The sequence below is a fragment of the Humitalea sp. 24SJ18S-53 genome (assembly GCF_050632385.1).
Classification (GTDB): domain Bacteria; phylum Pseudomonadota; class Alphaproteobacteria; order Acetobacterales; family Acetobacteraceae; genus Humitalea.
In genome coordinates this window covers 609,356-630,514 of record NZ_CP192599.1, presented here as the reverse complement: position 1 = coordinate 630,514, position 21,159 = coordinate 609,356, and the positions used below count along the sequence as shown (strand labels likewise).

The 21,159-nt window shown below is 69.6% G+C and carries 18 protein-coding genes; 10 read left to right on the top strand and 8 right to left on the bottom strand.

What is annotated here, in order from left to right; all coding sequences use genetic code 11:
• The first annotated feature begins 160 nt into the window (after positions 1–160).
• From ACQW02_RS02990 to ACQW02_RS02975, 4 genes are all read left to right on the top strand, one after another.
• Complete coding sequence (locus tag ACQW02_RS02990; RefSeq protein WP_431283795.1) at positions 161–3,481, top strand: DUF2126 domain-containing protein; 3,321 nt, start codon at positions 161–163, stop codon at positions 3,479–3,481.
• A 92-nt stretch (positions 3,482–3,573) separates the two neighbouring features.
• A complete protein-coding gene (locus ACQW02_RS02985; protein ID WP_431283794.1) occupies positions 3,574–6,096 on the top strand; it encodes a circularly permuted type 2 ATP-grasp protein in 2,523 nt (840 codons plus the stop codon).
• On the top strand, positions 6,093–6,968 hold the full coding sequence (locus tag ACQW02_RS02980) for a transglutaminase family protein (protein ID WP_431283793.1): 876 nt from the start codon (positions 6,093–6,095) through the stop codon (positions 6,966–6,968). Before ACQW02_RS02985 ends, ACQW02_RS02980 begins: the two co-directional genes overlap by 4 nt.
• Positions 6,969–7,016: 48 nt before the next feature.
• Entirely contained in the window at positions 7,017–8,372 is a 1,356-nt protein-coding gene (locus ACQW02_RS02975; protein ID WP_431283792.1) for a hypothetical protein, read from the top strand.
• On the opposite strand, the gene cls is transcribed toward ACQW02_RS02975, so the two are convergent.
• From cls to ACQW02_RS02960, 3 genes are read right to left on the bottom strand one after another with little or no spacing between them, the layout of a single operon-like run.
• Positions 8,356–9,783 (bottom strand): cardiolipin synthase, encoded by a 1,428-nt coding sequence (cls, locus tag ACQW02_RS02970; RefSeq protein ID WP_431283791.1) that lies wholly within the window; start codon positions 9,781–9,783, stop codon positions 8,356–8,358. The genes ACQW02_RS02975 and cls overlap by 17 nt on opposite strands.
• Positions 9,777–10,556: a pantoate--beta-alanine ligase gene (gene panC / locus ACQW02_RS02965; RefSeq protein ID WP_431283790.1), complete on the bottom strand. Its 780-nt coding sequence runs from the start codon at positions 10,554–10,556 to the stop codon at positions 9,777–9,779. Before panC ends, cls begins: the two co-directional genes overlap by 7 nt.
• 22 nt (positions 10,557–10,578) lie before the next feature.
• Positions 10,579–11,607, bottom strand: coding sequence for a phytanoyl-CoA dioxygenase family protein (locus ACQW02_RS02960; protein ID WP_431283789.1), 1,029 nt, complete (start codon positions 11,605–11,607; stop codon positions 10,579–10,581).
• 149 nt (positions 11,608–11,756) lie between these two features.
• Between ACQW02_RS02960 and ACQW02_RS02955 the strand changes: the two genes are divergently transcribed.
• From ACQW02_RS02955 to ACQW02_RS02945, 3 genes are read left to right on the top strand one after another with little or no spacing between them, the layout of a single operon-like run.
• On the top strand, positions 11,757–12,782 hold the full coding sequence (locus ACQW02_RS02955; RefSeq protein WP_431283788.1) for an ABC transporter substrate-binding protein: 1,026 nt from the start codon (positions 11,757–11,759) through the stop codon (positions 12,780–12,782).
• Positions 12,782–14,269 (top strand): amidohydrolase family protein, encoded by a 1,488-nt coding sequence (locus ACQW02_RS02950; protein ID WP_431283787.1) that lies wholly within the window; start codon positions 12,782–12,784, stop codon positions 14,267–14,269. The genes ACQW02_RS02955 and ACQW02_RS02950 overlap by 1 nt, the downstream gene beginning before the upstream one ends.
• A complete protein-coding gene (locus ACQW02_RS02945; RefSeq protein ID WP_431283786.1) occupies positions 14,269–15,054 on the top strand; it encodes an SDR family NAD(P)-dependent oxidoreductase in 786 nt (261 codons plus the stop codon). The genes ACQW02_RS02950 and ACQW02_RS02945 overlap by 1 nt, the downstream gene beginning before the upstream one ends.
• Positions 15,055–15,059: 5 nt before the next feature.
• Here the strand turns inward: ACQW02_RS02945 and grxD are convergent, their stop codons facing one another.
• From grxD to ACQW02_RS02925, 4 genes are read right to left on the bottom strand one after another with little or no spacing between them, the layout of a single operon-like run.
• A complete protein-coding gene (grxD, locus tag ACQW02_RS02940) occupies positions 15,060–15,395 on the bottom strand; it encodes a Grx4 family monothiol glutaredoxin (RefSeq protein WP_431283785.1) in 336 nt (111 codons plus the stop codon).
• Between the two features lie 11 nt (positions 15,396–15,406).
• Positions 15,407–15,637, bottom strand: coding sequence for a BolA family protein (locus ACQW02_RS02935; RefSeq protein WP_431283784.1), 231 nt, complete (start codon positions 15,635–15,637; stop codon positions 15,407–15,409).
• Positions 15,637–17,835: a phosphoribosylformylglycinamidine synthase subunit PurL gene (gene purL, locus ACQW02_RS02930; protein WP_431283783.1), complete on the bottom strand. Its 2,199-nt coding sequence runs from the start codon at positions 17,833–17,835 to the stop codon at positions 15,637–15,639. Before purL ends, ACQW02_RS02935 begins: the two co-directional genes overlap by 1 nt.
• Positions 17,836–17,876: 41 nt before the next feature.
• Positions 17,877–18,452, bottom strand: coding sequence for a transposase (locus ACQW02_RS02925; protein WP_431283782.1), 576 nt, complete (start codon positions 18,450–18,452; stop codon positions 17,877–17,879).
• 133 nt (positions 18,453–18,585) lie between these two features.
• On the opposite strand from ACQW02_RS02925, the gene ACQW02_RS02920 reads away from it, so the two are divergent.
• From ACQW02_RS02920 to ACQW02_RS02910, 3 genes are all read left to right on the top strand, one after another.
• Positions 18,586–19,110, top strand: a complete 525-nt coding sequence (locus ACQW02_RS02920) for a thermonuclease family protein (RefSeq protein ID WP_431283781.1) — start codon at positions 18,586–18,588, stop codon at positions 19,108–19,110.
• Positions 19,111–19,164: 54 nt separating this feature from the next.
• Complete coding sequence (locus ACQW02_RS02915) at positions 19,165–19,737, top strand: DNA-3-methyladenine glycosylase I (protein ID WP_431283780.1); 573 nt, start codon at positions 19,165–19,167, stop codon at positions 19,735–19,737.
• Between the two features lie 70 nt (positions 19,738–19,807).
• On the top strand, positions 19,808–20,275 hold the full coding sequence (locus tag ACQW02_RS02910; RefSeq protein WP_431283779.1) for a hypothetical protein: 468 nt from the start codon (positions 19,808–19,810) through the stop codon (positions 20,273–20,275).
• A 5-nt stretch (positions 20,276–20,280) separates the two neighbouring features.
• Here the strand turns inward: ACQW02_RS02910 and ACQW02_RS02905 are convergent, their stop codons facing one another.
• Positions 20,281–20,955, bottom strand: coding sequence for a substrate-binding domain-containing protein (locus ACQW02_RS02905; protein WP_431283778.1), 675 nt, complete (start codon positions 20,953–20,955; stop codon positions 20,281–20,283).
• Between the last annotated feature and the right edge of the window lie 204 nt (positions 20,956–21,159).

Sequence of the window (21,159 nt, the reverse complement as noted above, 5' to 3'; positions counted from 1 at the left end):
GCCTGTGCATCCTTTCAGCGGTTCGGCCCCTTCGCTGCGGTGAACGCGGTCACATCGCGCCGCGGCGGGGCCAAACCCCGGCCGCGGCGCACGATCAGGGCTTAGATTCGCCATCGACCCCGGCTAAACACGTTGGCACAACGACCGTCGCGGAACCCCGATGCCCCTTCACGTCGCGCTGACGCACAAGACCTCCTACCGCTACGACCGCGCGATCTCGCTCGGGCCGCAGACGATCCGGCTGCGCCCCGCGCCGCATGCCCGCACGCCGATCATGGCCTATAGCCTGACGATCGAGCCGCAGCCGCACTTCCTGAACTGGCAGCAGGATCCGCAGGGCAACTTTTTGGCCCGCGTTGTTTTTCCAGAGAGAGTCACGCATTTCGACGTGACGGTGGACCTGGTCGCCGACATGGCGACCATCAACCCCTTCGACTTCTTCCTGGAGCCTGAGGCCGAAACCTTCCCCTTCACCTACGACCCGGTGCTGGAGGAAGAACTGGCCCCCTTCCGCCGCCTCTCGCCCCCCGGCCCCTTCCTCAAGGCCATCATCGACGCGGTCCCGCGCGAAAAGATCCGCACCATCGACATGCTGGTCGCGCTGAACCAGATGGTGATGGAGCGCGTCGCCTATATCGTCCGCCTGGAACCCGGCGTCTGGGATCCGGAGGAGACCCTGGGCAATGCCAAGGGCTCCTGCCGCGACAGCGCCTGGGTGCTGGTGCAGTTGCTGCGGCACCTCGGCTACGCCGCGCGCTTCTGCTCGGGCTACCTGATCCAACTGGTCGCCGACGAGGTACCGCTGGACGGCCCCGCCGGCCCCACCGCCGATTTCACCGACCTGCACGCCTGGGCCGAGGTCTACCTGCCCGGCGCCGGCTGGATCGGGCTGGACGCCACCTCCGGCCTGATGACCGGCGAGGGGCATATCCCCCTCGCCTCCACCCCCGAACCGCAATCCGCCGCGCCGATCAGCGGCTTGTCCGACAAGGCCGAGGTCGAATTCGGCTTCGAGATGCGCGTCACCCGCATCCGCGAAACCCCGCGCACGACAAAACCCTATACCGACCGCACCTGGAGCCGGATCAAGGAGGCGGGCGCCAGTGTCGATGCCGCGCTGAACCGCCTGGGCGTGCGGATGACGATGGGCGGCGAGCCGACCTTCGTCTCGGCCACCGACATGGAGGCGCCGGAGTGGAACACCGACGCCATGGGCCCGACCAAGCGCACCATGGCCGGCCGCCTGATGCGCCGCCTGGCCCCGCTCTGGGCACCGGGCGCGGCGTTGCATCACGGCATGGGCAAGCTCTACCCCGGCGAACAACTGCCGCGCTGGACCCTGTCGGCGCATTGGCGCCTGGATGGGGAGCCGGTCTGGACCGACCCCGCCCTGCTCGCCTCCGACGACGACACCGGCACCGCGACGCCCGACGATGCCGCCGCCTTCGCCGCCATCCTGGCCGAACGGCTGCAGGTCGATCCCACGCTGGTCATCCCGGCGCATGAGGACATCCACTACTACCTGTGGCGCGAAAAGCGCCTGCCGGCGAATGTGGTGGTCGAGGATGCCAAGCTCCGCGACCCGCTGGAACGCGCCCGGCTGGCCAAGGTCTTCGAACAAGGGCTCGCTTCCCCGGTCGGTTCGGTGCTGCCGCTGCGCCGCGTGCTGGATGCAGGGCAGCGCCGCTGGCAATCCGGCGCCTGGTTCTTCCGCGATGCCGAGGACAATGCCTCGCCCATGTTCCTCGTGCCCGGCGACAGTCCGATCGGCTTGCGCCTGCCGCTCGACAGCCTGGCCTGGGCCCGCGATGCCTCGATCGCCGCGGTCACCGAATCCGAACGCGACCCCTTCGCCCCGGTCGAGCCGCTGTCCAGCCGGCAGATGATCCGCGACCGCGTCGGCACCCGCGGCCTGTCCCCGGCCTTCCGCCCCAGCGCCCAGGCCCTGCCGGAAGTCGGCAAGGAGGAGCCCGAACTGGTCCGCACGGCGCTCGCCGTCGAATCCCGCGGCGGGCTGATCCACGTCTTCTGCCCGCCGCTGACCGACCCCGAGGACTGGCTGGAACTGGTCGCGGCCATCGAGGCCACCGCCGCCGAAACCGGCCAAAAGATATTCCTAGAGGGCTACCTGCCCCCCAATGACGACCGCATGCAGGATTTCTCGATCACCCCGGACCCCGGCGTGATCGAGGTCAACATCCACCCGATGACCAGTTTTGCCGAACAGGTGGAACGCACCGAACAGCTCTACGAGGAATCCCGGCAGGTCGGCCTGGCGACCCAGAAGTTCATGATGGACGGGCGCCACGTCGGCACCGGCGGCGGCAACCATGTCGTCATGGGCGGCGCCACGGTCGAGGAAAGCCCCTTCCTGCGGCGGCCGGATCTGCTGAAGTCGCTGGTCGGTTTCTGGCAGAACCACCCGTCCCTCTCCTTCCTCTTCTCCGGCCTGTTCATCGGCCCGACCAGCCAGCATCCGCGCGTCGACGAAGCCCGCATGGATGTGCTGAACGAGTTGGAGATCGCCTTCTCCCGCATCAAACCCGACCAGGACGCACCGCCCTGGATGGTCGACCGGCTGTTCCGCCACCTGCTGGCCGACATGACGGGCAATACCCACCGCACCGAATTCTGCATCGACAAGATGTACAGCCCGGACGGCCCCGGCGGCCGGCGCGGGCTGGTGGAATTCCGCGCCTTCGAGATGCCGCCGCATGCGGAAATGTCGGCCGCGCAGATGCTGCTGATGCGCGCCTCGGTCGCGGCCTTCTGGCAAAAGCCCTGGGACCGGCGCCTGGTCCGCTGGGGCACCCGGCTGCATGACGAGTTTCTGCTGCCGCACTACTGCATGGCCGATTTCAACGATGCGGTCGCCGAACTCAACAGCATCGGCGCGCCGATCGACCCGGCCTGGTTCACGCCCCATGCCGAATTCCGTTTCCCGCTGGTCGGGGAAACAACGGTGCGCGACGTCAAGATGGAACTGCGCACCGCGCTGGAACCCTGGCACGTGCTGCCGGAGGAAAACACCGCCCAAGGCACCGTCCGCTACGTCGACAGCAGCGCCGAGCGCTTGCAGGTCAAGGTCGATGGCTTCGTCCCCGAACGCCACGTCCTGGCGGTGAACGGCCGCGCCGTGCCGCTGTCGGCGACCGAGACCGCCGGGCAATTCGTCGCCGGCGTGCGCTTTAAGGCCTGGTCGCCGCCCTCGTCGCTGCACCCGACCATCGCGGCGCAGACGCCGCTGGTCTTCGACCTGTTCGACCGCTGGACCGGTCGCTCGCTGGGCGGGATGTCGCATCACGTCGTCCACCCGGGCGGGCGCTCCTACGAAGACTTCCCGGTCAATGCCAATTCGGCCGAGGCGCGGCGGCGGTCGCGCTTCTTCGCCTTCGGCCATACCCCGGGGCCGATGCCCGAACCGCGCGTGGTGGCCGGGGCCGATCACCCCCGCACCCTCGACCTGCGGCGCGGCGCGTGACAGTTTGGGGCGGTGACACAAGCGTGCGAACAATGCCTGCGCGGCGGGCCTGACGCCCGCGCAATCCCCCCTGCGATAGTGGTCGCCGGATAATGTCGGCCAGCGACGAGATGGTGGACGGCCGTGGCCGCATCCGCCCCCATTGGCAGGGGCTGATCGGTGCATTGGCCGATCTGTCCGGCGTGGGGCTGCCGGGCGATGGCCTGGCCGAACGCGCCCGCCGCCTGGATGCCGGCTTCGCCGCCGATGGCGTCGGCAGCCTGCTGCCGGGGGCCGAGGCCGCCTGGCGCTGCGACCCCGTGCCGCTGCCGATCTCGGGCGCCGAATTCGCCACGCTGGCGACCGGCCTCGCCCAGCGCGCCACGCTGATCGAAGCGGTGCTGAAGGATATCTACGGCCCGCAGGCGCTGGTCGCGGAGGGGCTGATCCCCCCGGCGCTGGTCTATGCCAACCCCGGCTTCCTGCGCCCCTGCCGGGCCACCGTGCCCGGGGAAGCCGACCTGCCGCGCAATGTGCTGATGGGTTGCTACGCGGCCGATCTGCTGCGCGGCGCGGATGGCGGGTGGCAGGTCGTCTCCGACCGCACCAGCCGGGCCGCGGGCTTTGGCCTGGTGCTGGAAAACCGCCGCCAGATCGCGCGCGCGATGCCCGAATCGCTGCGCGCGGCGCCGCCGCGGCCGCTGCGCCCCTTCTATGACGTCTGGCAGGACAGCCTGACCCATAATGCGCCGAACGGGCGCGACCACCCGGCCGTGGCCATCCTGACCCCCGGCACCCGGCATCCCTTCTGGTTCGAACACCTGCTGCTGGCCCGCGAACTCGGCTGCGCCTTGGTCGAGGGCGGCGACCTGACCGTCCGCCACGGCCTGCTCTACCTGAAAACCCTGGCGGGATTGCAGCCGGTCGATGTGCTGATGCGCCGGATGGACGGGCGGCGGATGGACCCGGTGGAATTCGGCCAGGCCGGCCAACGCGGCGTGCCCGGGATGATGGATGCCGCGCGCCACGGGCGCCTGCGCATCGTCAACGACCCCGGCACCGGCGCGCTGGAAGCCCCGGGCTGGGCCACGGTGCTGCCGGACCTGGCACCCCGCCTGCTGGGCGCGCCGCTGCTGCTGCCGCAGGCGCTGACCGTGGCGCTGTCCGACCCGGCCCAGGCGCGGCGCGTGCTGGCCGATATCACCCAGGCGCCGGCACGCTGGCTGCTGCGCCCGGCGCTGGACAGCAACGTGACGGCGACCGATCCCGCGACACTCGACCTCGCCGCCCGCGCCGATTTCGCCGCCAAAGTGGAAGCCAACCCGGGCGCCTGGGTCGCGACGATGACGCCCGAAGGCTCGGTCGCGCCGACCGTCGTCGGTGGCAGGTTGCAGCCCCGCACCATCCAGTTGCGGCTGTTCCTGGTGCATGACGGCATTGGCTGGCGTTGCCTGCCAGGGGGCCTCGCCCGCGTGCTGGGCGAAGGGGAAATGATCGGTGGCCGCCTGCCGCGCGCCGGATTGGCCAAGGATGTCTGGGTGTTGACCGAAGACCGCACCGACATCCGGGGGCCCAGCGCCCAATCCGGGCCGGCCGTCGCCATCCGCCGCACTGCCGGCGAACTGCCGTCGCGCACCGCCGACAACCTGTTCTGGCTCGGCCGCTACGTCGAACGGCTGGAGGGTTCGGCCCGCCTGCTGAAGCTGGCCGTCGCCCGCGTCGCGCGCGGCGCGCCCAGCCCGCGCGAGATGGCCGACCTGTCGGCGCTGACCCGCTGCCTGGTCGCGGCCCGGCTGGTCGCGGCCGAGGACGCGCCCTCCGGCGCCGGCCCCGGCGCGCTGATCGCCTCGATGAGCAAGGCCGGGCGGGAGGGCGGGCCACTGGCCAGCCGCGCCGCCGAGGTCATCCGCCTGACCGAAGCCGCCCGCGACCGCCTGACCGGTGAGATGTACGCGACCTTCAGCCAGCCGCTGCGCGCCGCCATGGCCAAGCTGCACAGCGCCCGCGGGCTGGATGCGCTGGAGGAAGCCCTGGGCGAGCTGCTGCGCTACAGCGCCGCCGTCGCCGGCACCGCCGCCGAGAACATGGTGCGCGGCGGTGGCTACCTGTTCCTGGACCTGGGGCGGCGGATGGAGCGCGCCTCGGCCACCTGCCTCGGGCTGGCCGAGGCGCTGAAGGAACCGCCGCCTCGCCAGGAAACCGCGCTGCGCCTGGCGCTGGACCTGTGCGACAGCGTCATCACCTATCGCAGCCGCTACCTGACCACCCTGCAGCCCGCCCCGGTGCTGGACCTGGTGCTGGCGGACCCCGGCAATCCGCGCGGCGTCGCCTTCCAGTGCAATGAGATCCGCGCCCGCCTGGCCGCGATCAGCAATGGCACCGAGGCCGAACTGGTCCGCGCCGCCGGCGCCCTGCAGGCCGAGGCCGAGGCGATCGCGGCCGGGCTGGTCGAAGTGCCCGACCAGGCCACCGCCGCATCGCTGCTGCCGGACCGGCTGGAGGCGCTGCGGGAAGCCATCGGCGCCCTGTCCGATCGCGTGACCCGGCGGTATTTCGCGCTGCTGCCGGCGGTGCAGACCATCGGCTCGCCGTTGGACCCCGAGGATGACGACAGGCCGCTGGAGGGCGCGGCGTGAGCGAAATTTTGGCTCCCGCGCGGTGGAAACTGCGGCACGAGACGACCTACCGCTACGCGCGCCCGGTCGATATGGCGACGCATATGCTGCACCTGACCCCGCGGGATTTCCCCGGGCAGCGGGTGATCAGCCACAGCCTGACCTCGACCCCCGAACCGGCCCGCACCACCCATGGCACCGATGATTTCGGCAATGCGGTGACCTGGCTGTTCCTGGACAGCCCGCACGACCGCTTCGTCGTGGTCAGCGAGGCGGAGGTCGAGGTCGCCTTCCCGCCCCCGCCCCCCCCCGCCGATACCCTGCCGTGGGAGGAGGTCGCCGCCCTGGCCGGCGGCACCGTCGCGCAATTCCTGTTCGACAGCCCGCTGATCCCGGCAAGCCCCGCCGCCCGCGCCTATGCCGGCGCATCCTTTCCGCGCGGGCGCCCGGTGCTGGAGGGCTTGCTGCACCTGATGCACCGCATCCGCCGCGAATTCGCCTACAAGCCCGGGGTGACGGGGATTTCGACATCGGTCGAAACGATCATGTCGACGCGCGCCGGGGTCTGCCAGGATTTCTCCCACGCGATGATCGCGGGGTTGCGGGGGCTGGGCCTGCCGGCGCGCTATGTGTCCGGCTACATCCGCACCCATACCCCGCCGGGCGGCGTGCGGATGCGCGGGGCGGACCAGTCGCACGCCTGGGTCGGCGCCTGGATGGGGCCGGACTTTGGCTGGGTGGATTTGGACCCGACGAATGACTGCGTGACCGGCACCGAACATGTGGTGCTGGGCTGGGGGCGGGATTTTTCGGATGTCTCGCCGCTGCGCGGGGTGATTCTGGGCGGCGGGCGGCACACGCTGCATGTGGGGGTGGACCTGGAGCCGGCATAACGCCCCCGACTCCCACATCCCCCAAGAACGATCCGTCAGGACACGCCCATGCCCCCCCCCGCACCGCTGGCCTTCCGGCTGGCCGCCATCCTCGGCGCCGCCGCGCTCCTGCTTTGGCCGGCGGTGCTGAACGGCTACCCGATCCTGTTCATCGATGCCTCCTCCTACCTGATGCACACCATCACCGGTGAGGCGCCGTGGGACAAAACCGCGGCCTACGGCCCCTTCCTGGCACTGTTCCACCAGGGGGTGACGTTGTGGTTCTCGGTCATCGGCCAGGCGCTGATCCTGTCGATCATGCTGTGGCTGGTGCAACGGGTGGCGCTGGGCCAGGCCTCGCCCCGGGGGCATCTGGCGCTGGCGGCGGGGTTGGCGGCGTTGACCTCGGCGCCCTGGTTCGTCGCGACCATCATGCCGGATTACTTCACGCCGCTGGTGGTGCTGAGCCTCTTCCTCCTCGGCTTCGGCGACGACCGGCTGACCCGCGCCGAGATGTGTTTCGCCGGTGCCATCGGCGCCTTGGGCATCGCGGTGCATCTGTCGCATCTGCCGACCGCCTGCGCGCTGGTGGTGCTGGTGCTGCTGCTGCGCCGACGGCTCTGGCCGGCGCTGCGCGCGGCGCTGCCGATCGCCGCCGCGATCCTGTTCTTGCTGGGCGCCAACTGGCACGCCTTTGGCCGCGCGACCCTGTCGGCGCATGGCTCGGTCTTCCTGCTGGCGCGGTTGCAGGCCGATGGGCCGGCCGTCTGGACGATCCGCGACCGCTGCCCCGAATCCGGCTGGCACCTGTGCGGCTTCATCGACCGCATGCCGATGGACAGCGACCTCTTCCTCTGGAACCCCGAAAGCCCGCCCAACCGCGACGCCGCCGGCAACCACCGCCTGACCGGCAGCGAATTGCTGGCGCCCGAAGCGCGGGAGATCGTCGCCGCCACCCTGCGCGCCTATCCGTTGCAGGTGCTGTGGATCTCGATCGGCAACTGGTGGGAACAGCAGTTCAAGATCCGCATCGGCGACACCTTCGACAACATCGACCTGGTCGATTTCGCCGACCGCTTTCTGTCGCGCGGCTTCCCGCCCCGCGAATCAGCCGCCTTCGCCGCCGGGGCGCAGATGCGGGGCGAATTGCCGCGTCTGGCGGCGCCCTTCATCGTGATCCACGATATCGTGCTGGTGCTGGCGGTGCCGCTGGCCTTGTTCGGCTGGTGGCGGCTGGCGCGGCGGGGCGATCATCCAAGGCTCGGCCTATTGCTCTGCGTGCTGGTCGGGCTGACCGCCAATGCCTTCGTCGCCGGCGCACTGTCCAAGCCGCACCACCGGTATGAGGCACGGATCATCTGGCTGCTGCCGATGGGTGCCGCGCTCGCCTTCTGGCCGCGCCGCCCCGTCACAGCACCGGGCTGAACACCGCCGCCGCATTGTGCCAAAGCCGCCGCGGCCAGGGCCAGGCGGCGACTTCTTCCGCCAGCACCTCCCGGCTATGCGCGATGTAGCCATCCTGCCGCGCCCGCATCGCCGTGGTCAGCGTCGCGTCATGCAGCAGGATGTTGTTCTCGTAGTTCAGGTCGAAGCTGCGCCGGTCCATGTTGGCCGAACCGATCAGGGTGATCTCGCCATCCAGGGTCAGCGATTTCGTGTGCAGCAGCCCGCCCTGGTATTCGAAGATCCGCACCCCGGCCGCCAGCAACTCGGCGTAGTAGGAACGGCTGGTGGCGGCGATGGCGAAATTGTCGTTGCGCGCGGGGAAGATGATCGTCGTCGCGACGCCCCGGTTGCCGGCGGCGCAAAGCGCGCCCTGCATCGGATCGTCGGGCACGTAATAGGGCGTGGTGATCACCAACTCCCGCCGTGCGGCGAAAATCAGGGTCTGGAACATCTCCGGCATCGCCGAATGCCGCACGGTCGGCCCGCTGGCGACGACCTGCGCCGCGAAACCCGGGGCGACGTCGGTGATCGGACGACGCAGCAATGCGGTGATGTCCTCACCTGCCCAGCACATCCAGTCGCCAGCAAAAAGATGCTGGTTCTGTCGGGCGATGGGGCCTTCGAAGCGCATCACCGCATCGACCCAGGGGGCGTATTTCGCCTTCACCAGGAACGCCGGGTCGGCGCAGTTCTGGCTGCCGCAATAGGTGATTCGATTGTCGATCACGACGATCTTGCGATGGTCGCGCAGGTCGATCCGCCCATGCAGCGGCCGCACCAGCACGAAGCCCACCGGCAGCGCGCGGGCCAGGCGCACCCCGCAGTCTTCCATCCTGCGCCACAGCGCGTGGCGGGTCAGCGCCCGGCTGCCCAGATCATCGACCAGCGCGCGGCAGGCGACACCACGGGCGGCGGCGCGGCACAGCGCCTCGGCGACACGCGTGCCGTTGTTGTCGGGCAGCCAGATGTAGAACAGCACATGCACATGATCGGTCGCGGCATCGATGTCGGCCACCAGATCGGCGATCATCGCATCGGAATCCGCGGTCAGCCGCGCCTGGTTGCCGCCGACCGGCGCATGGCCGCTGATCGACTGGCCGACGCGGAACAGCGGGCGGTATTGCTCCGGCACATCGGCGCGCAGCGGGGCCGCGTCATGGCCGGGGGCGGCCGCCGGGTCCGGCAGGGCCGCCAGCGCCGCCTGCATCCGCGCGATGCGGCCGCGCCCGATGCTGGTTTCCCCCAGCAGCAGATACCCCAGCATCCCGGCCACCGGCAGCACCAGGATCACCACGATCCAGGCGATGCGCGACGCGGGGTCGCGATGCGGCCGCAGCAGCACCCGGCCCATGACCAGGATCTGCGCCAGGATATGCAGGGCGATCAGCACGCCAGGTTGTCGATCAACCGCACCCCGCCAAGCCGCGCCGCCCCCAGCACCACGCCATCGCGCACCGCCACGTAGTCCACGCTGTCGAAGCCGGCGGCCAGCAGCATCGCCGGGGCCTCCGCCGCCGGCGTGCCATCGGCGACGGCGCGCAGCACCTGGAACAGCGCCGGGGCCAGCGCCCGTTGCGCCGGTGAGAGGTATCGGTTGCGGGACGACATCGCCAACCCATCCGCCTCCCGCACCGTCGGCACCGTGTCGATCCTCAGCGGCAGGTCCAGGTCCGCGACCACCTGGCGCACCACCTGCACCTGTTGGAAATCCTTTTCGCCAAACACCGCGACATCGGGGCCGCATTGGGTGAACAGCTTGGTGCAGACCAGTGCCACGCCGCCGAACATGGTCGGGCGGAAATCCGCCTCCAGCCCCAGCGCCGGGCCGGCGGGGGTGATCGCGGTGCAGAAGCCGGGCGGATACATCTCGGCGACCGTCGGCGCGTAGAGCACGTCGCAACCGGCGGCATCCAGCAGCGCCGCGTCCCCCGCCTCGTCACGCGGATAGCGGGCCAAATCCTCGGTCGGTGCGAATTGCGTCGGGTTGACGAAGATGCTGGTCACCACCCGATCGGCCAGCACCAGCGCGCGCGCCACCAGCGCCAGATGCCCCGCGTGCAGCGCGCCCATCGTCGGCACCAGCGCGACCGATTCCCCGGCTGCGCGCCAGCCCGCGACGGCGTCGCGCAGCGATGCCACGTCGCGCAGTGTCTGCAGCGTCATCTTGTTGCTTCCCCCCAACCAACTACGGCGGCGTATCCGCCCGCCGTACCCCGGCCCAATGCCAGCCGCGTGCGGGTTTGCCACGCCGCGCGGCTTCAAGCACTGCCCAGACCGCGCGCGACAGCCGCCCTCGCAACGCGGGCACGTCCGGCAAAACCGACCCCACGAAGGGCAGGAAGGGGTTGCTGCGGCTATAGGCCCAGATGGAAATCCGGCAGGCCTGGCTCTGGCTGATGCCGCGGCGGTGGAAGCCGCTGGTGTCGGCTATCACCAACGTATTCGGTGCCACCGCCAGTTTGCGCGGCGCGGGATAGCCCAGGCGGTGCAACTCGGCCTCTGAAATCCGCATCGAGCCTTCGGCGGTCAGCCGGTCGGATCCCTCTCGCGCGGTCAGCGAAACGCGCCGTTCCCAGGCCATGCGCCGCCGGTTCGCCACATGCGACCCCGGGACGTAGGTGAAGGCGGCGGCGGCGGCATCGACCTCGGTCAGGTAGAGCCAGGATTTGACGGTCGGGTGGAAGGTGTCGGAGTGGTAGTGGCTCTGCACATCCGGCACATCCTCGCGGAAGCGGCTGAAGATGGTCTGGATCGACAGACGCGGGAAACGCCGGAACGATCCGACATACGCATGAAGATTCTGATAAGCGGCCGATGCCACCACCGCGCGCGTCGCCTGCATCGCCGGCAGGCTGACGGAATCCAACGGGATCAGCCGGGTGAAGGTATAGCCATCGACAAATTCGCGCGCGGGCACTTCCAGCGCCGACACCTCCGCCTGCAGGGCCGCGAAAACCTCGGGCGCCAGGAAATCGGGCTTGATGAGGTAGCCATCGCGGGCGAAAGCGGCCGCATCCTCGGCCGACACCAGGCCCGCCAGGGCCGCCCGCCGCCGCTGCCCCATCCGCGCCGCCGCACGCCGCCGCCACACATGCAGCCCGTGCCGATTCAGCCAGGGGCTGCCGATGACCACATTGTCGCGGAAGGATTTAGCCTGGGTCGCCACGCCGAACGCGTGCAGCGGCGCCCAAAGCCATTTCGTCCAACTCGTCATCTGCGCGTTTCAGTCATGGTAAGACTGAGGTGGCGGGCGGCAGCGTCGCGGTCAACCAGGGGGGTGTTCAACTCTCCGCAGGCCCACACCCCCTGGCGGCGCGCCGCTTGCTGAGCAATCCTCACCCCAACCTGACGGAGACGCCCGCCATGACCACGAACCGCCGTACCTTGCTGACCGCCGCCGCCCTGTCGCCGGTCCTGGCCACCCCTGCCCTGCACAACGCCTATGCCCAGGCGCAGGTCCGCTTCGCGCTGGATTGGGCCTTGCAGGGCAACCACGGCATGTGGGCCCTGGCCGAGGATCGCGGCATCTACCGTGAGAACGGGCTGTCGGTGCGGATGGATCGCGGCTTCGGTTCGGGCGATACTTTGGTCAAGGTCGCCTCCGGTGCCTACGACATCGGCTTTTCCGACATCAGCGGCGCCGTGAAGTTTAACGCCGAAAACCCCGACAAACGCCTGGTCAGCATCTACCAGGTGTTCGATCGCACGGCTGCGGCTGTTGTCACCACGAAGCGTTCCGGCATCACCACGCCGCAGGGCGTCGCCGGCAAGCGGCTCGGCGCGCCGGAGGGCGAAGGCTCCCGCCTGCTCTTCCCCGCCTTCGCCCGCGCCGCGCGCATCGACACCAGCGGCATCCGCTGGACCAGCATGGCCGCCAATCTGCGCGACACCATGCTGATGCAGAACCAGGTCGATGCGGTGACCGGCTTCCTCTTCACCGTCTACTTCAACCTGGTCGGCATCGGCCTGCCGGAAAGCGACATCCTGGCCTGGCCCTATGCCGAGAACGGGCTGGACCTCTACGGCAGCGCCATCGTCGTGCGCGCCGACTGGCTGGAGCGGAACCAGGACACGGCGAAAAAATTCGTGCGCTCCTCGATCCTCGGCCTGCGCGCGCTGATCGCCGATCCCGCCGCGGGCATGGCCGCGCTGAAGCGCCGCGAGCCCTTGTTTGACGAGGCGCTGGAAGCCCGCCGCTGGGCCATGACCCGCGACCGTTCGATCCTGACCCCGAACGTTCGTGCCGGCGGCTTTGGCGTGCTGAACATGGACCGCGCGCAGCAGCTCGTGACGGTGAATGCCGAGGCCTACGGCATCGCCACCCCGCCGACCGCCGCCAGCATGTTCAGCGCCGACTACCTGCCGCCGGCCGCGGAACGGGCCGTCTGATGCGGCGCGTCCTGCGCGGCGGGCGTGTGCTCGCCGCCGATGCGCTGTCGGCGCCGCGCGCCGATGTGGTGATCGAGAACACCCGCATCGCCGCGATCCTGCCGGCCGGCACCCCGGTCGCCGATGCGGAGGTCTTCGACGCCAGCGCACGGCTGGTCATCCCGGGCCTGGTGAATACCCATACCCATGGCCACGGCGGCCTGGCCAAGGGGGCGGGCGACAAGTGGGACCTGGCCCTGCTGCTGGCCCAGGCGCCCTGGACCAATGCCGGGCGCAATCTGGACGACAAGCGCCTCTCCACCACGCTGACCGCGGTCGAGATGCTGAAGAAGGGCTGCACCGCGGCCTATGACCTGCCGGCCGAATTCCCCGGCCCGACGCAGGAAGGCCTGGATGCGATGGCCGAGGCCTATATCGCCGTGGGCTTGCGCGCGATCCTGGCGCCGATGGTCGCCGACCTGACCTTCTTCCAGGCCACCCCCGGCCTGGTGGAAGCGCTGCCGGAACCCCTGCGCGAACGCGCCGAGGCGATGCGCGCCAACCCCGGCGAGGCGACGCTCGCAACCATCGGCGCCGTCGCGCAGACCTGGTCGCACGACCACGCCAATATTCGGCTGGGCATCGCGCCGACCATTCCGCTGTTCGGCACCGACGCCTTCCTGAAGGGCTGCCGGGCGCTGGCGCGCGACCATGGCCTGCCGATGCAGACCCATGTCGCCGAGGCCCGCTTCCAGGCCGGCGGCGCGGTCGAGCGCTACGGCAAGACCTTGCTCGCCCATATGGACGACATGGGCTGCGTCGGGCCGTGGTTCAGCGTGGCGCATGGCGTCTGGCTGACCGATGCCGACCTGGCGCTGCTGGCCGAACGAGGGGGGAGCCTCGCGCACAACCCGGGGTCGAACATGCGCCTCGCCTCGGGCATCGCGCCGATCCGTCGCGCGTTGCGGGCCGGAGTGACCGTGGGGCTGGGCACTGATGGCAGCGGGTCCAGCGACAACCAGAACATGTTCGAATCCATGCGGCTGGCGGCCTTCGCCTCCCGCATCATCGAGAGCGAGAGCGAGGACGACTGGCTCGGCACCGCCGAGACGGTCTTGCTGGCCACCGCCGGTTCGTCGCGGCTGATGGGGCTCGGCGGGTCGGGCAAGATCGAGGTCGGCGCCTCGGCCGACATCGTCTTGCTGGACCTGAACCACATCAACTGGATGCCCTTCAACGACGCCGCCAACCAGATCGTCTGGACCGAGGACGGCGCCGCGGTGCGGGACGTGATGATCGGCGGCGACTGGAAGCTGCGCGGCGGCAAGGTGCTGGGCGTGGACGAGGTCAAGCTGGCCAGCGACGCCCAGGCGGCGGTGGACCGGCTGTGGTCCGCCAATGCCGCGACCCGCGCCTTCTGCGAGGCGGTGTCGCCGCATGTCGCCTGCCATTGCCGAGGGCTTGCGAAGAAGTTCACCGGCGCCACCCGCTTGTTGCCGGTGCATTGATGAACGGCTTGCTCAAGGACAAGGTCGTCGTCGTCACCGGCCCGGCCAAGGGCATGGGGGCTGCCTGCACCCTGCTGCTGGCCGACCAGGGCGCTGACCTGGCGTTGGTCGGCCGCGACACCGCGGCGATCGAACCGGTCGCGGCGGAAGCGCGGGCCAGGGGGCGGCGGGCGGAGATCTTCCCGGTCGACCTGCTCGATGCGCCGTCGGTCGATGCGATGGCGGCGGCGGTGCTGGCCGCCTTCGGCCGCTGCGACGTGCTGGTGAATATCGCCGGCGGGCGCGGGCCGCTCGGCAAGTCGTTCTGGGAGACGACGCCGGCGGAGTTCGACGAAATCCTGCGCCTGAACGTGACGGGGTGCTTCCTGACGATGCGGGCCTTTGCCCCCGGGATGATCGCCCAGGGGTCGGGCAAGATCGTCAATGTCGGCGGCACGTTCGGCTTGCGCGGGCGCGCGGGGCGGGCAGCCTATTCCGCCAGCAAGTGGGGGCTGCGCGGCATCACCAAGTCGGCGGCGCTGGAACTGGGGCCGCACGACATCAACGTGAACTGCGTCTGCCCGGGCATGGTCGAGGGCGAGCGCTTCGAGAAAGTCCGCGCCACCATGGCGGCCAAGGACGGCATCAGCGCCGAGGCCGCGCGCCAAAAACACGCGGCGGAATACGCCCTGAAGCGGATCAGCACCGACCAGGACGTGGCCAACGCGGTGCTGTTCCTGTCGACCGACCTGTCGCGCCAGACCACGGGCCAGGACCTGGCCGTGGACGGCGGCTGGGTGATCTGAGGCGGTTACTCGACCGTGTGGGGCACGCCCTTCTCGGCGAGGAGGGCGGAGAGTTCGCCGGCCTGGAACATCTCGCTCACGATGTCGCAGCCGCCGACGAACTCGCCCTTCACATAGAGCTGGGGGATCGTCGGCCAGTTGCTGAAGGTCTTGATGCCGTCACGGATCTCGGGATCCTCCAGCACGTTCACGCCCTTGAAGGGCACGCCCATGTGGGAAAGGATCTGCGTCACGCGGGCGGAAAAGCCGCATTGCGGGAAGACCGGCGTGCCCTTCATGAAGAGCACCACGGGGTTCTGGTCGATCTCGTTCTGAATGGCGGCGTGGACGGCGTCGGACATGATGGTTCCTTTCACGGAGCAGCGGTGGTGAGCGCGAGGGCATGCAACTCGCCGCCCATCCGCCCCTGCAATGCGGCATAGACGATCTGATGTTGGCGGACGCGGGGGATGCCGCGAAAGGCTTCCGACACGACGGTGGCGGCGTAGTGGTCGCCGTCGCCGGCCAGGTCGGTGATCGTGACCATGGCGTCGGGCAAGGCTGCCCGGATCAGGGCCTCGATCGCATCAGCCTGCATCGCCATCAGCCGAACCCCTTCATCAGCGCGGGCAAGGTCGCTTCATTCGCCGCGGTCAGTGTGGCCACCGATATGGACGCGCCATCGGCCAGAACCAAGTCCCCGACGGCGGAGGCCGTGCCGATCAGTTGCGCCGGGATGCCGGCGGCGCGGGCCGCGGCCAGGACCGGGGCGGCGTCGGTGACGGCCAGGATGTAGCGGGCCTGGTCCTCGCCGAACCAGAAGCCGTGGTCGCCGGTGGCGGTCAGGGTCGCGCCGGTGCCGCCGGCCATCGCCATCTCGGCCAGGGCGACCAGCAGCCCCCCATCGGCCAGGTCGTGGCAAGCCAGGACGGCGCCGGCCATGATGTTGTTCCGCACGAAATCGCCATTGGCGCGTTCGGCAACCAAGTCCACCGGGGGTGGCGGGCCGGCCTCCTGCCCCGCGATCTCTCGCAGCCAGAGGCTTTGGCCGAGCCAGCCGGCGGTCGCGCCGATCAGGATCAGGTCGGCTGCGGGCGGCAAGGCTAGCCCGACCGCGAGCCGCGCGTCGCTGATCACCCCGACGCCGCCGATGGCGGGGGTCGGCAGGATCGCGGTGCCATTGGTCTCATTATACAGGCTGACGTTGCCGCTCACGACCGGGAAGTCCAGCGCGATGCAGGCGGCGCCCATGCCGCGCACGGCGGCGGCGAACTGGCCCATGATCTCCGGCTTCTCGGGGTTGCCGAAATTCATGTTGTCGGTGATGGCCAGCGGAGTCGCGCCGGTCGCGGTGATGTTGCGCCAGGCTTCGGCGACGGCCTGGGCGCCACCGGCCTCCGGGTCCGCCAGGCAGTAGCGCGGGGTGCAGTCGGTGGTCAGGGCCAGGGCGCGCGGCGTGCCGTCGATGCCGACGATGGCGGCATCGGCCTGGCCGGGGCGCTTGCTGGTCAGCCCGCCGACGGTGCTGTCGTATTGGTCCCAGATCCAGCGGCGGGAGCAGAGGTCGGGGCAGGCGATCAGTTGCAGCAGGGCGGGGATGACGCCCACCGGATCGGCGACGGGGCCAAGTGCCGGCTGCTTCGGGGTCTCCGCCGTGGGGCGGCGATAGAGCGGGGCTTCGCTTTCCAGCGGCGCCAGGGGGATGTCGGCTTCGAGTGCGCCGTTGTGAAAGATCTCGATGCGCCCCGTGTCGGTCAGCACGCCGATCACGGCGAAGTCCAAATCCCACTTGTGGAAAATCGCCTCGGCGACGTGTTCCTGGCCGGGCTGGAGGATCATGAGCATGCGCTCCTGACTCTCCGACAGCATCATCTCGTAGGCGGTCATCCCCGCCTCTCGCTGCGGCACGGCGTTGAGGTCGAGGCGGATGCCCACGCCCCCCTTCCCCGCCATTTCGACCGCGCTGGAGGTGAGGCCGGCGGCGCCCATGTCCTGGATGGCGACGATGGCTTCGGTCGCCATCAATTCCATGCAGGCCTCGATCAGCAGCTTTTCCGCGTAGGGGTCGCCGATCTGGACCGTCGGGCGCTTATCCTCGGTATCCGCCGAAAATTCGGTCGAGGCCATGGTGGCGCCATGGATGCCGTCGCGGCCGGTCTTGCTGCCGACATAGACCACGGAATTCCCGATGCCGGCGGCGGCGGCGTAGAAGATGCGGTCGGCGGGGGCGATGCCCACCGTCATCGCATTGACCAGCGGATTGCCGTTGTAGGCGGGGTGGAAATTCACCTCACCCCCCACGGTCGGAACGCCGACGCAATTGCCATAGCCGCCGATGCCGCGGACCACGCCATCGACGATGCGCTTGGTGCCGGGATGGTCGGCGGCGCCGAAGCGCAGGGCGTTGAGGTTCGCGATCGGGCGCGCGCCCATGGTGAAGACGTCGCGCAGGATGCCGCCGACGCCGGTGGCGGCGCCCTGGTAGGGCTCGATGAAGGACGGGTGGTTGTGCGATTCCATCTTGAAAACGGCGGCCAGCCCGTCGCCGATGTCGATAACGCCGGCGTTCTCGCCAGGACCGCAGATGACCCAAGGGGCCTTGGTCGGCAGGGTTTTCAGCCAGACGCGGGAGGATTTGTAGGAGCAATGCTCCGACCACATCACCGAGAAGATGCCGAGTTCCGCGAGCGACGGCGTGCGCCCGAGAATCCCGAGCACGCGGGCGTATTCATCGGCTTTGAGACCGAATTCGGCGCTCATTTGCTGGGCGCGGTCGGGGGGCAGCAGAACGGGTATGGCCATGGCTGCCTTGTCGGCAGGGATTGGGCTGTTGTCCAGGGGTGTCACGGCCAGGCCAGGCGTACGCTGCGCGGGATGCTGCGGCGGCCCGCGAGGGTGCGGAGCACGCGCCGGAGGAGCCGGATGACGGTGATGTCGCGGCGCTCAATCGCAGGCCAGCAGTGGCGAATCACCCTTTCGGACAAATCGGGGTCGGGCAGCAGCCAGGGCGGGCCGTTGAGGGCCGAGCGCAGGCCGAGGCGGCGGATCAGGACGAGGAATTGCAGGCCGAGGATGCGATGGGCGCGGCGGCAGGCGCGGAAGATGAAAGATTCGATCGCCCGCAGGGGGTGGCCTGGTTCCAGCACGGCCAGATGTTCCAGCAGCGCCTGCCACAGCCCGCCATGGGTCAGGCGGCGGAAATAGCGGGCGATGGTGTCGGGCTTGCCGTATTTTTCGGGAACGTCGCGCCAGGGCGATGCGGTGCAGGCGACGTGGAAGATGGCGTCGATGCGGCTTCGGAGGTCGCCGACCTGGCGGCCTGCCGGGGAGCGGGTGTGGAGGAAGGGGTAGAGGGCGTGCCACTCCAGGTCGGAGAGGGGGGCCCAGGGGCGGGTTTTGGGGGTGTGGGGGAAGGGCACAGGACAGCGTGTAGCGCAACATCGCCGAAATAGGTATTTTTTCTTTTCCCCAAGCCCCAACCCGGCCGCGACTTGACGCCCTGGTGACGCAGGCACAAAAGCAGAACACGGATCGTATTGTGAAGGACATCGTATGCAGCGACGGGGCGCCCGTCTCACGCTTCTGCTGCCGATCCTGCTCGCGGCCGGCTATCTTGCCATGGAATATTGGGCGCCCGCGCAGCCGTCACGGGGCGCGAGGCCATCCTCGGTGATCGCCGGCGCCGCCCGGGTCATCGATGGCGACACGATTGAAATCGACCGGCAGCGCTTTCGCCTGCATGGCATCGACGCGCCGGAAATGTCGCAGACCTGCCAGCGAAGCGGCGCCGCCTATCGTTGCGGGGAAGACGCGGCGACGCAGTTGCGCAGCCTGCTCGGCAGCCGGATCACCCAGTGCACGACGCATGCGCGCGATGCCTATGGCCGGCATTTGGCGGTTTGCCGCAGCGCCGGACAGGACGTCGGCGAAATGATGGTCCGGAACGGATGGGCCATCGCCTTCCGGAGATACTCGTCCGACTACGTCTCCGCCGAGAATGATGCGAGATCGCGTCGCGCCGGCTTGTGGGCCGGCGCTTTCGACCCCCCTTCGGATTGGCGGCGGCAGCGCCCATGAGGCGGCGTTGAACGGACCCACGCCGCCCCACCACCCGTGCCGGCGCCCGGCACCATGCCCACCCAAGAATCGGAAACCACCATGCACCGCTGCACCTGGGCCGACTCCGACCCGCTGATGAGCGCCTACCACGACGCCGAATGGGGTGTTCCCGAACGCGACAGCCGGGCGCTTTGGGAAAAACTGATGCTGGACGGGTTCCAGGCCGGGCTCGCCTGGATCACCGTCTTGCGCAAGCGCGACGCCTTCCGCGAGGCCTTTGCCGGTTTCGACCCCGAAGCCGTGGCGAAATTCGGCGATGCGGATGTGGAGCGGCTGATGCTGAACCCCGGCATCATCCGGTCCCGCGCCAAAATCGTCGCGACCATCGGCAATGCCCGCGCCTACCTGGCGATGCAGGCGGCGGGCGAGGATTTTTCGGGCTTTGTCTGGGGCATGGCGGGTGGTGCGCCGATCGTGAGCAAGGGCAGCGCCCGGCCGACCAAGACGGCTCTGTCGGAGGAGATGTCCAAGGCGCTGAAGGCGCGGGGGTTCAAGTTCGTCGGACCGGTGATCGTCTACGCCTGGCTGCAGGCGGTGGGCGTGGTCGATGACCATGATGCGGCGTGTTTTCGTAGGCACAGGTAGGCCCCGGCGGGTTGCCCGAATCGGTCACGCGCCGCCATGGTCCGCCGTATCACCGGAGACCACCCCCCACATGACCATCCGTTCGGCCCCGCAGGGCAGGCGCGCGTCCCTTCTTGCCCTGTCCACCTTCGCCCTGGCCGGCTGCGCCGTCGTTGAAAAGCCGGGGCCTGGCAGCATCGCGGGCATGTCGCCCGTGGGCACCATCCAACTCGACGAAACCGTCGCCGTCGGTGCCACCGAAGGCGCCGGCACCCTGAATTTCCAGGGCCGCGCACATCGGTTCAAGCTGGTCGGCGGCGTGACCGGCGGCGGTGGCGCCTCCAGCACCAACGACAGCGGGTCGGTCTATAATTTGCGGACCCTGGCCGATTTCGCCGGGCTCTACACGCAAAGCAGCGGCCGGCCGGGACTGGCGGAATCGGGGGCCAGCGACCTATGGCTGCGCAATACCTCCGGCGTGGTGCTGCACCTGACCGGCACGCAGAGCGGCACGCTGCTCAGCCTCGGCCGGCAGGAAATCCTGATCGAGATGCTCTGACCGCGTCAGGCCGGGTCCAGCCCCGCCGCCCGCAGGCGGTCCGGGGTCAGCGCCCCGGCCAGCCAGTCGTGGAAGGGGGCGGCCCCCTCCCCCGCGCCTTCGAACAGCGCGGATGTGAAGACGGCACAGGTATTGGCCTCCGCCGGCAGTTTGCCGACGATATCGACGCCCTCGATCGCCATCAGTTCGCTGACCTGCTGGATCGCCAGCACGGCCTCCCCCCGCGCCACCCGTTCCGCCGTGAAACCCTGGGGGATCACGGTCGCCTTGGCGTTGATCGCCTCGGCAATGCCCAGGCGTTCGATCAGCCCGGCGAAGAAGATGCCGCTGGCCCCGGCGGCGGAATAGACGATGGAGGGGGCGGCCAGCAGCGTGGCGCGCAATTCGGCGACCGTGCCGATGGCGGGCTTGGGCGCCCCGGCCCGCACGGCCATGCCGACATAGGATCGCGCCAGGTCCCGCCGCGTGCCGGCGGCCAGGATGCCGCGCTGGGCGAGATCCGCGATCCCGGCATCGGTCAGGATGGCGACGTCGCCCCGCGCGCCGGCGTCGATCGCCGCCAGCAGCCTGGCGGTGGGGTCGAAGCGGACCTCGGCCTTCAGCCCGGCCGCTTCGGCCAGCGGCAGAAGGTCGCGCAGCACGCCAAGAACGCCAAGCGTGGACAGGACATGGATGGTCATGGAACGGCGGCTCTCCCTTGCTGGACCGCGATGCGTTCGCATTCGCTCACGCATCACGGTCTAGCTTGTTGTTTTGTCGCGTGATTCAGCCCTGCGGCGCATTCGCGCCTACGGCCATCACGCTCTTGGGCACAGCCTGGCACAGGTCTGGATCGCGGTCCCCTGGCTGGGCACGCCGATCGGGGTGGGATCGGAATTCAATCA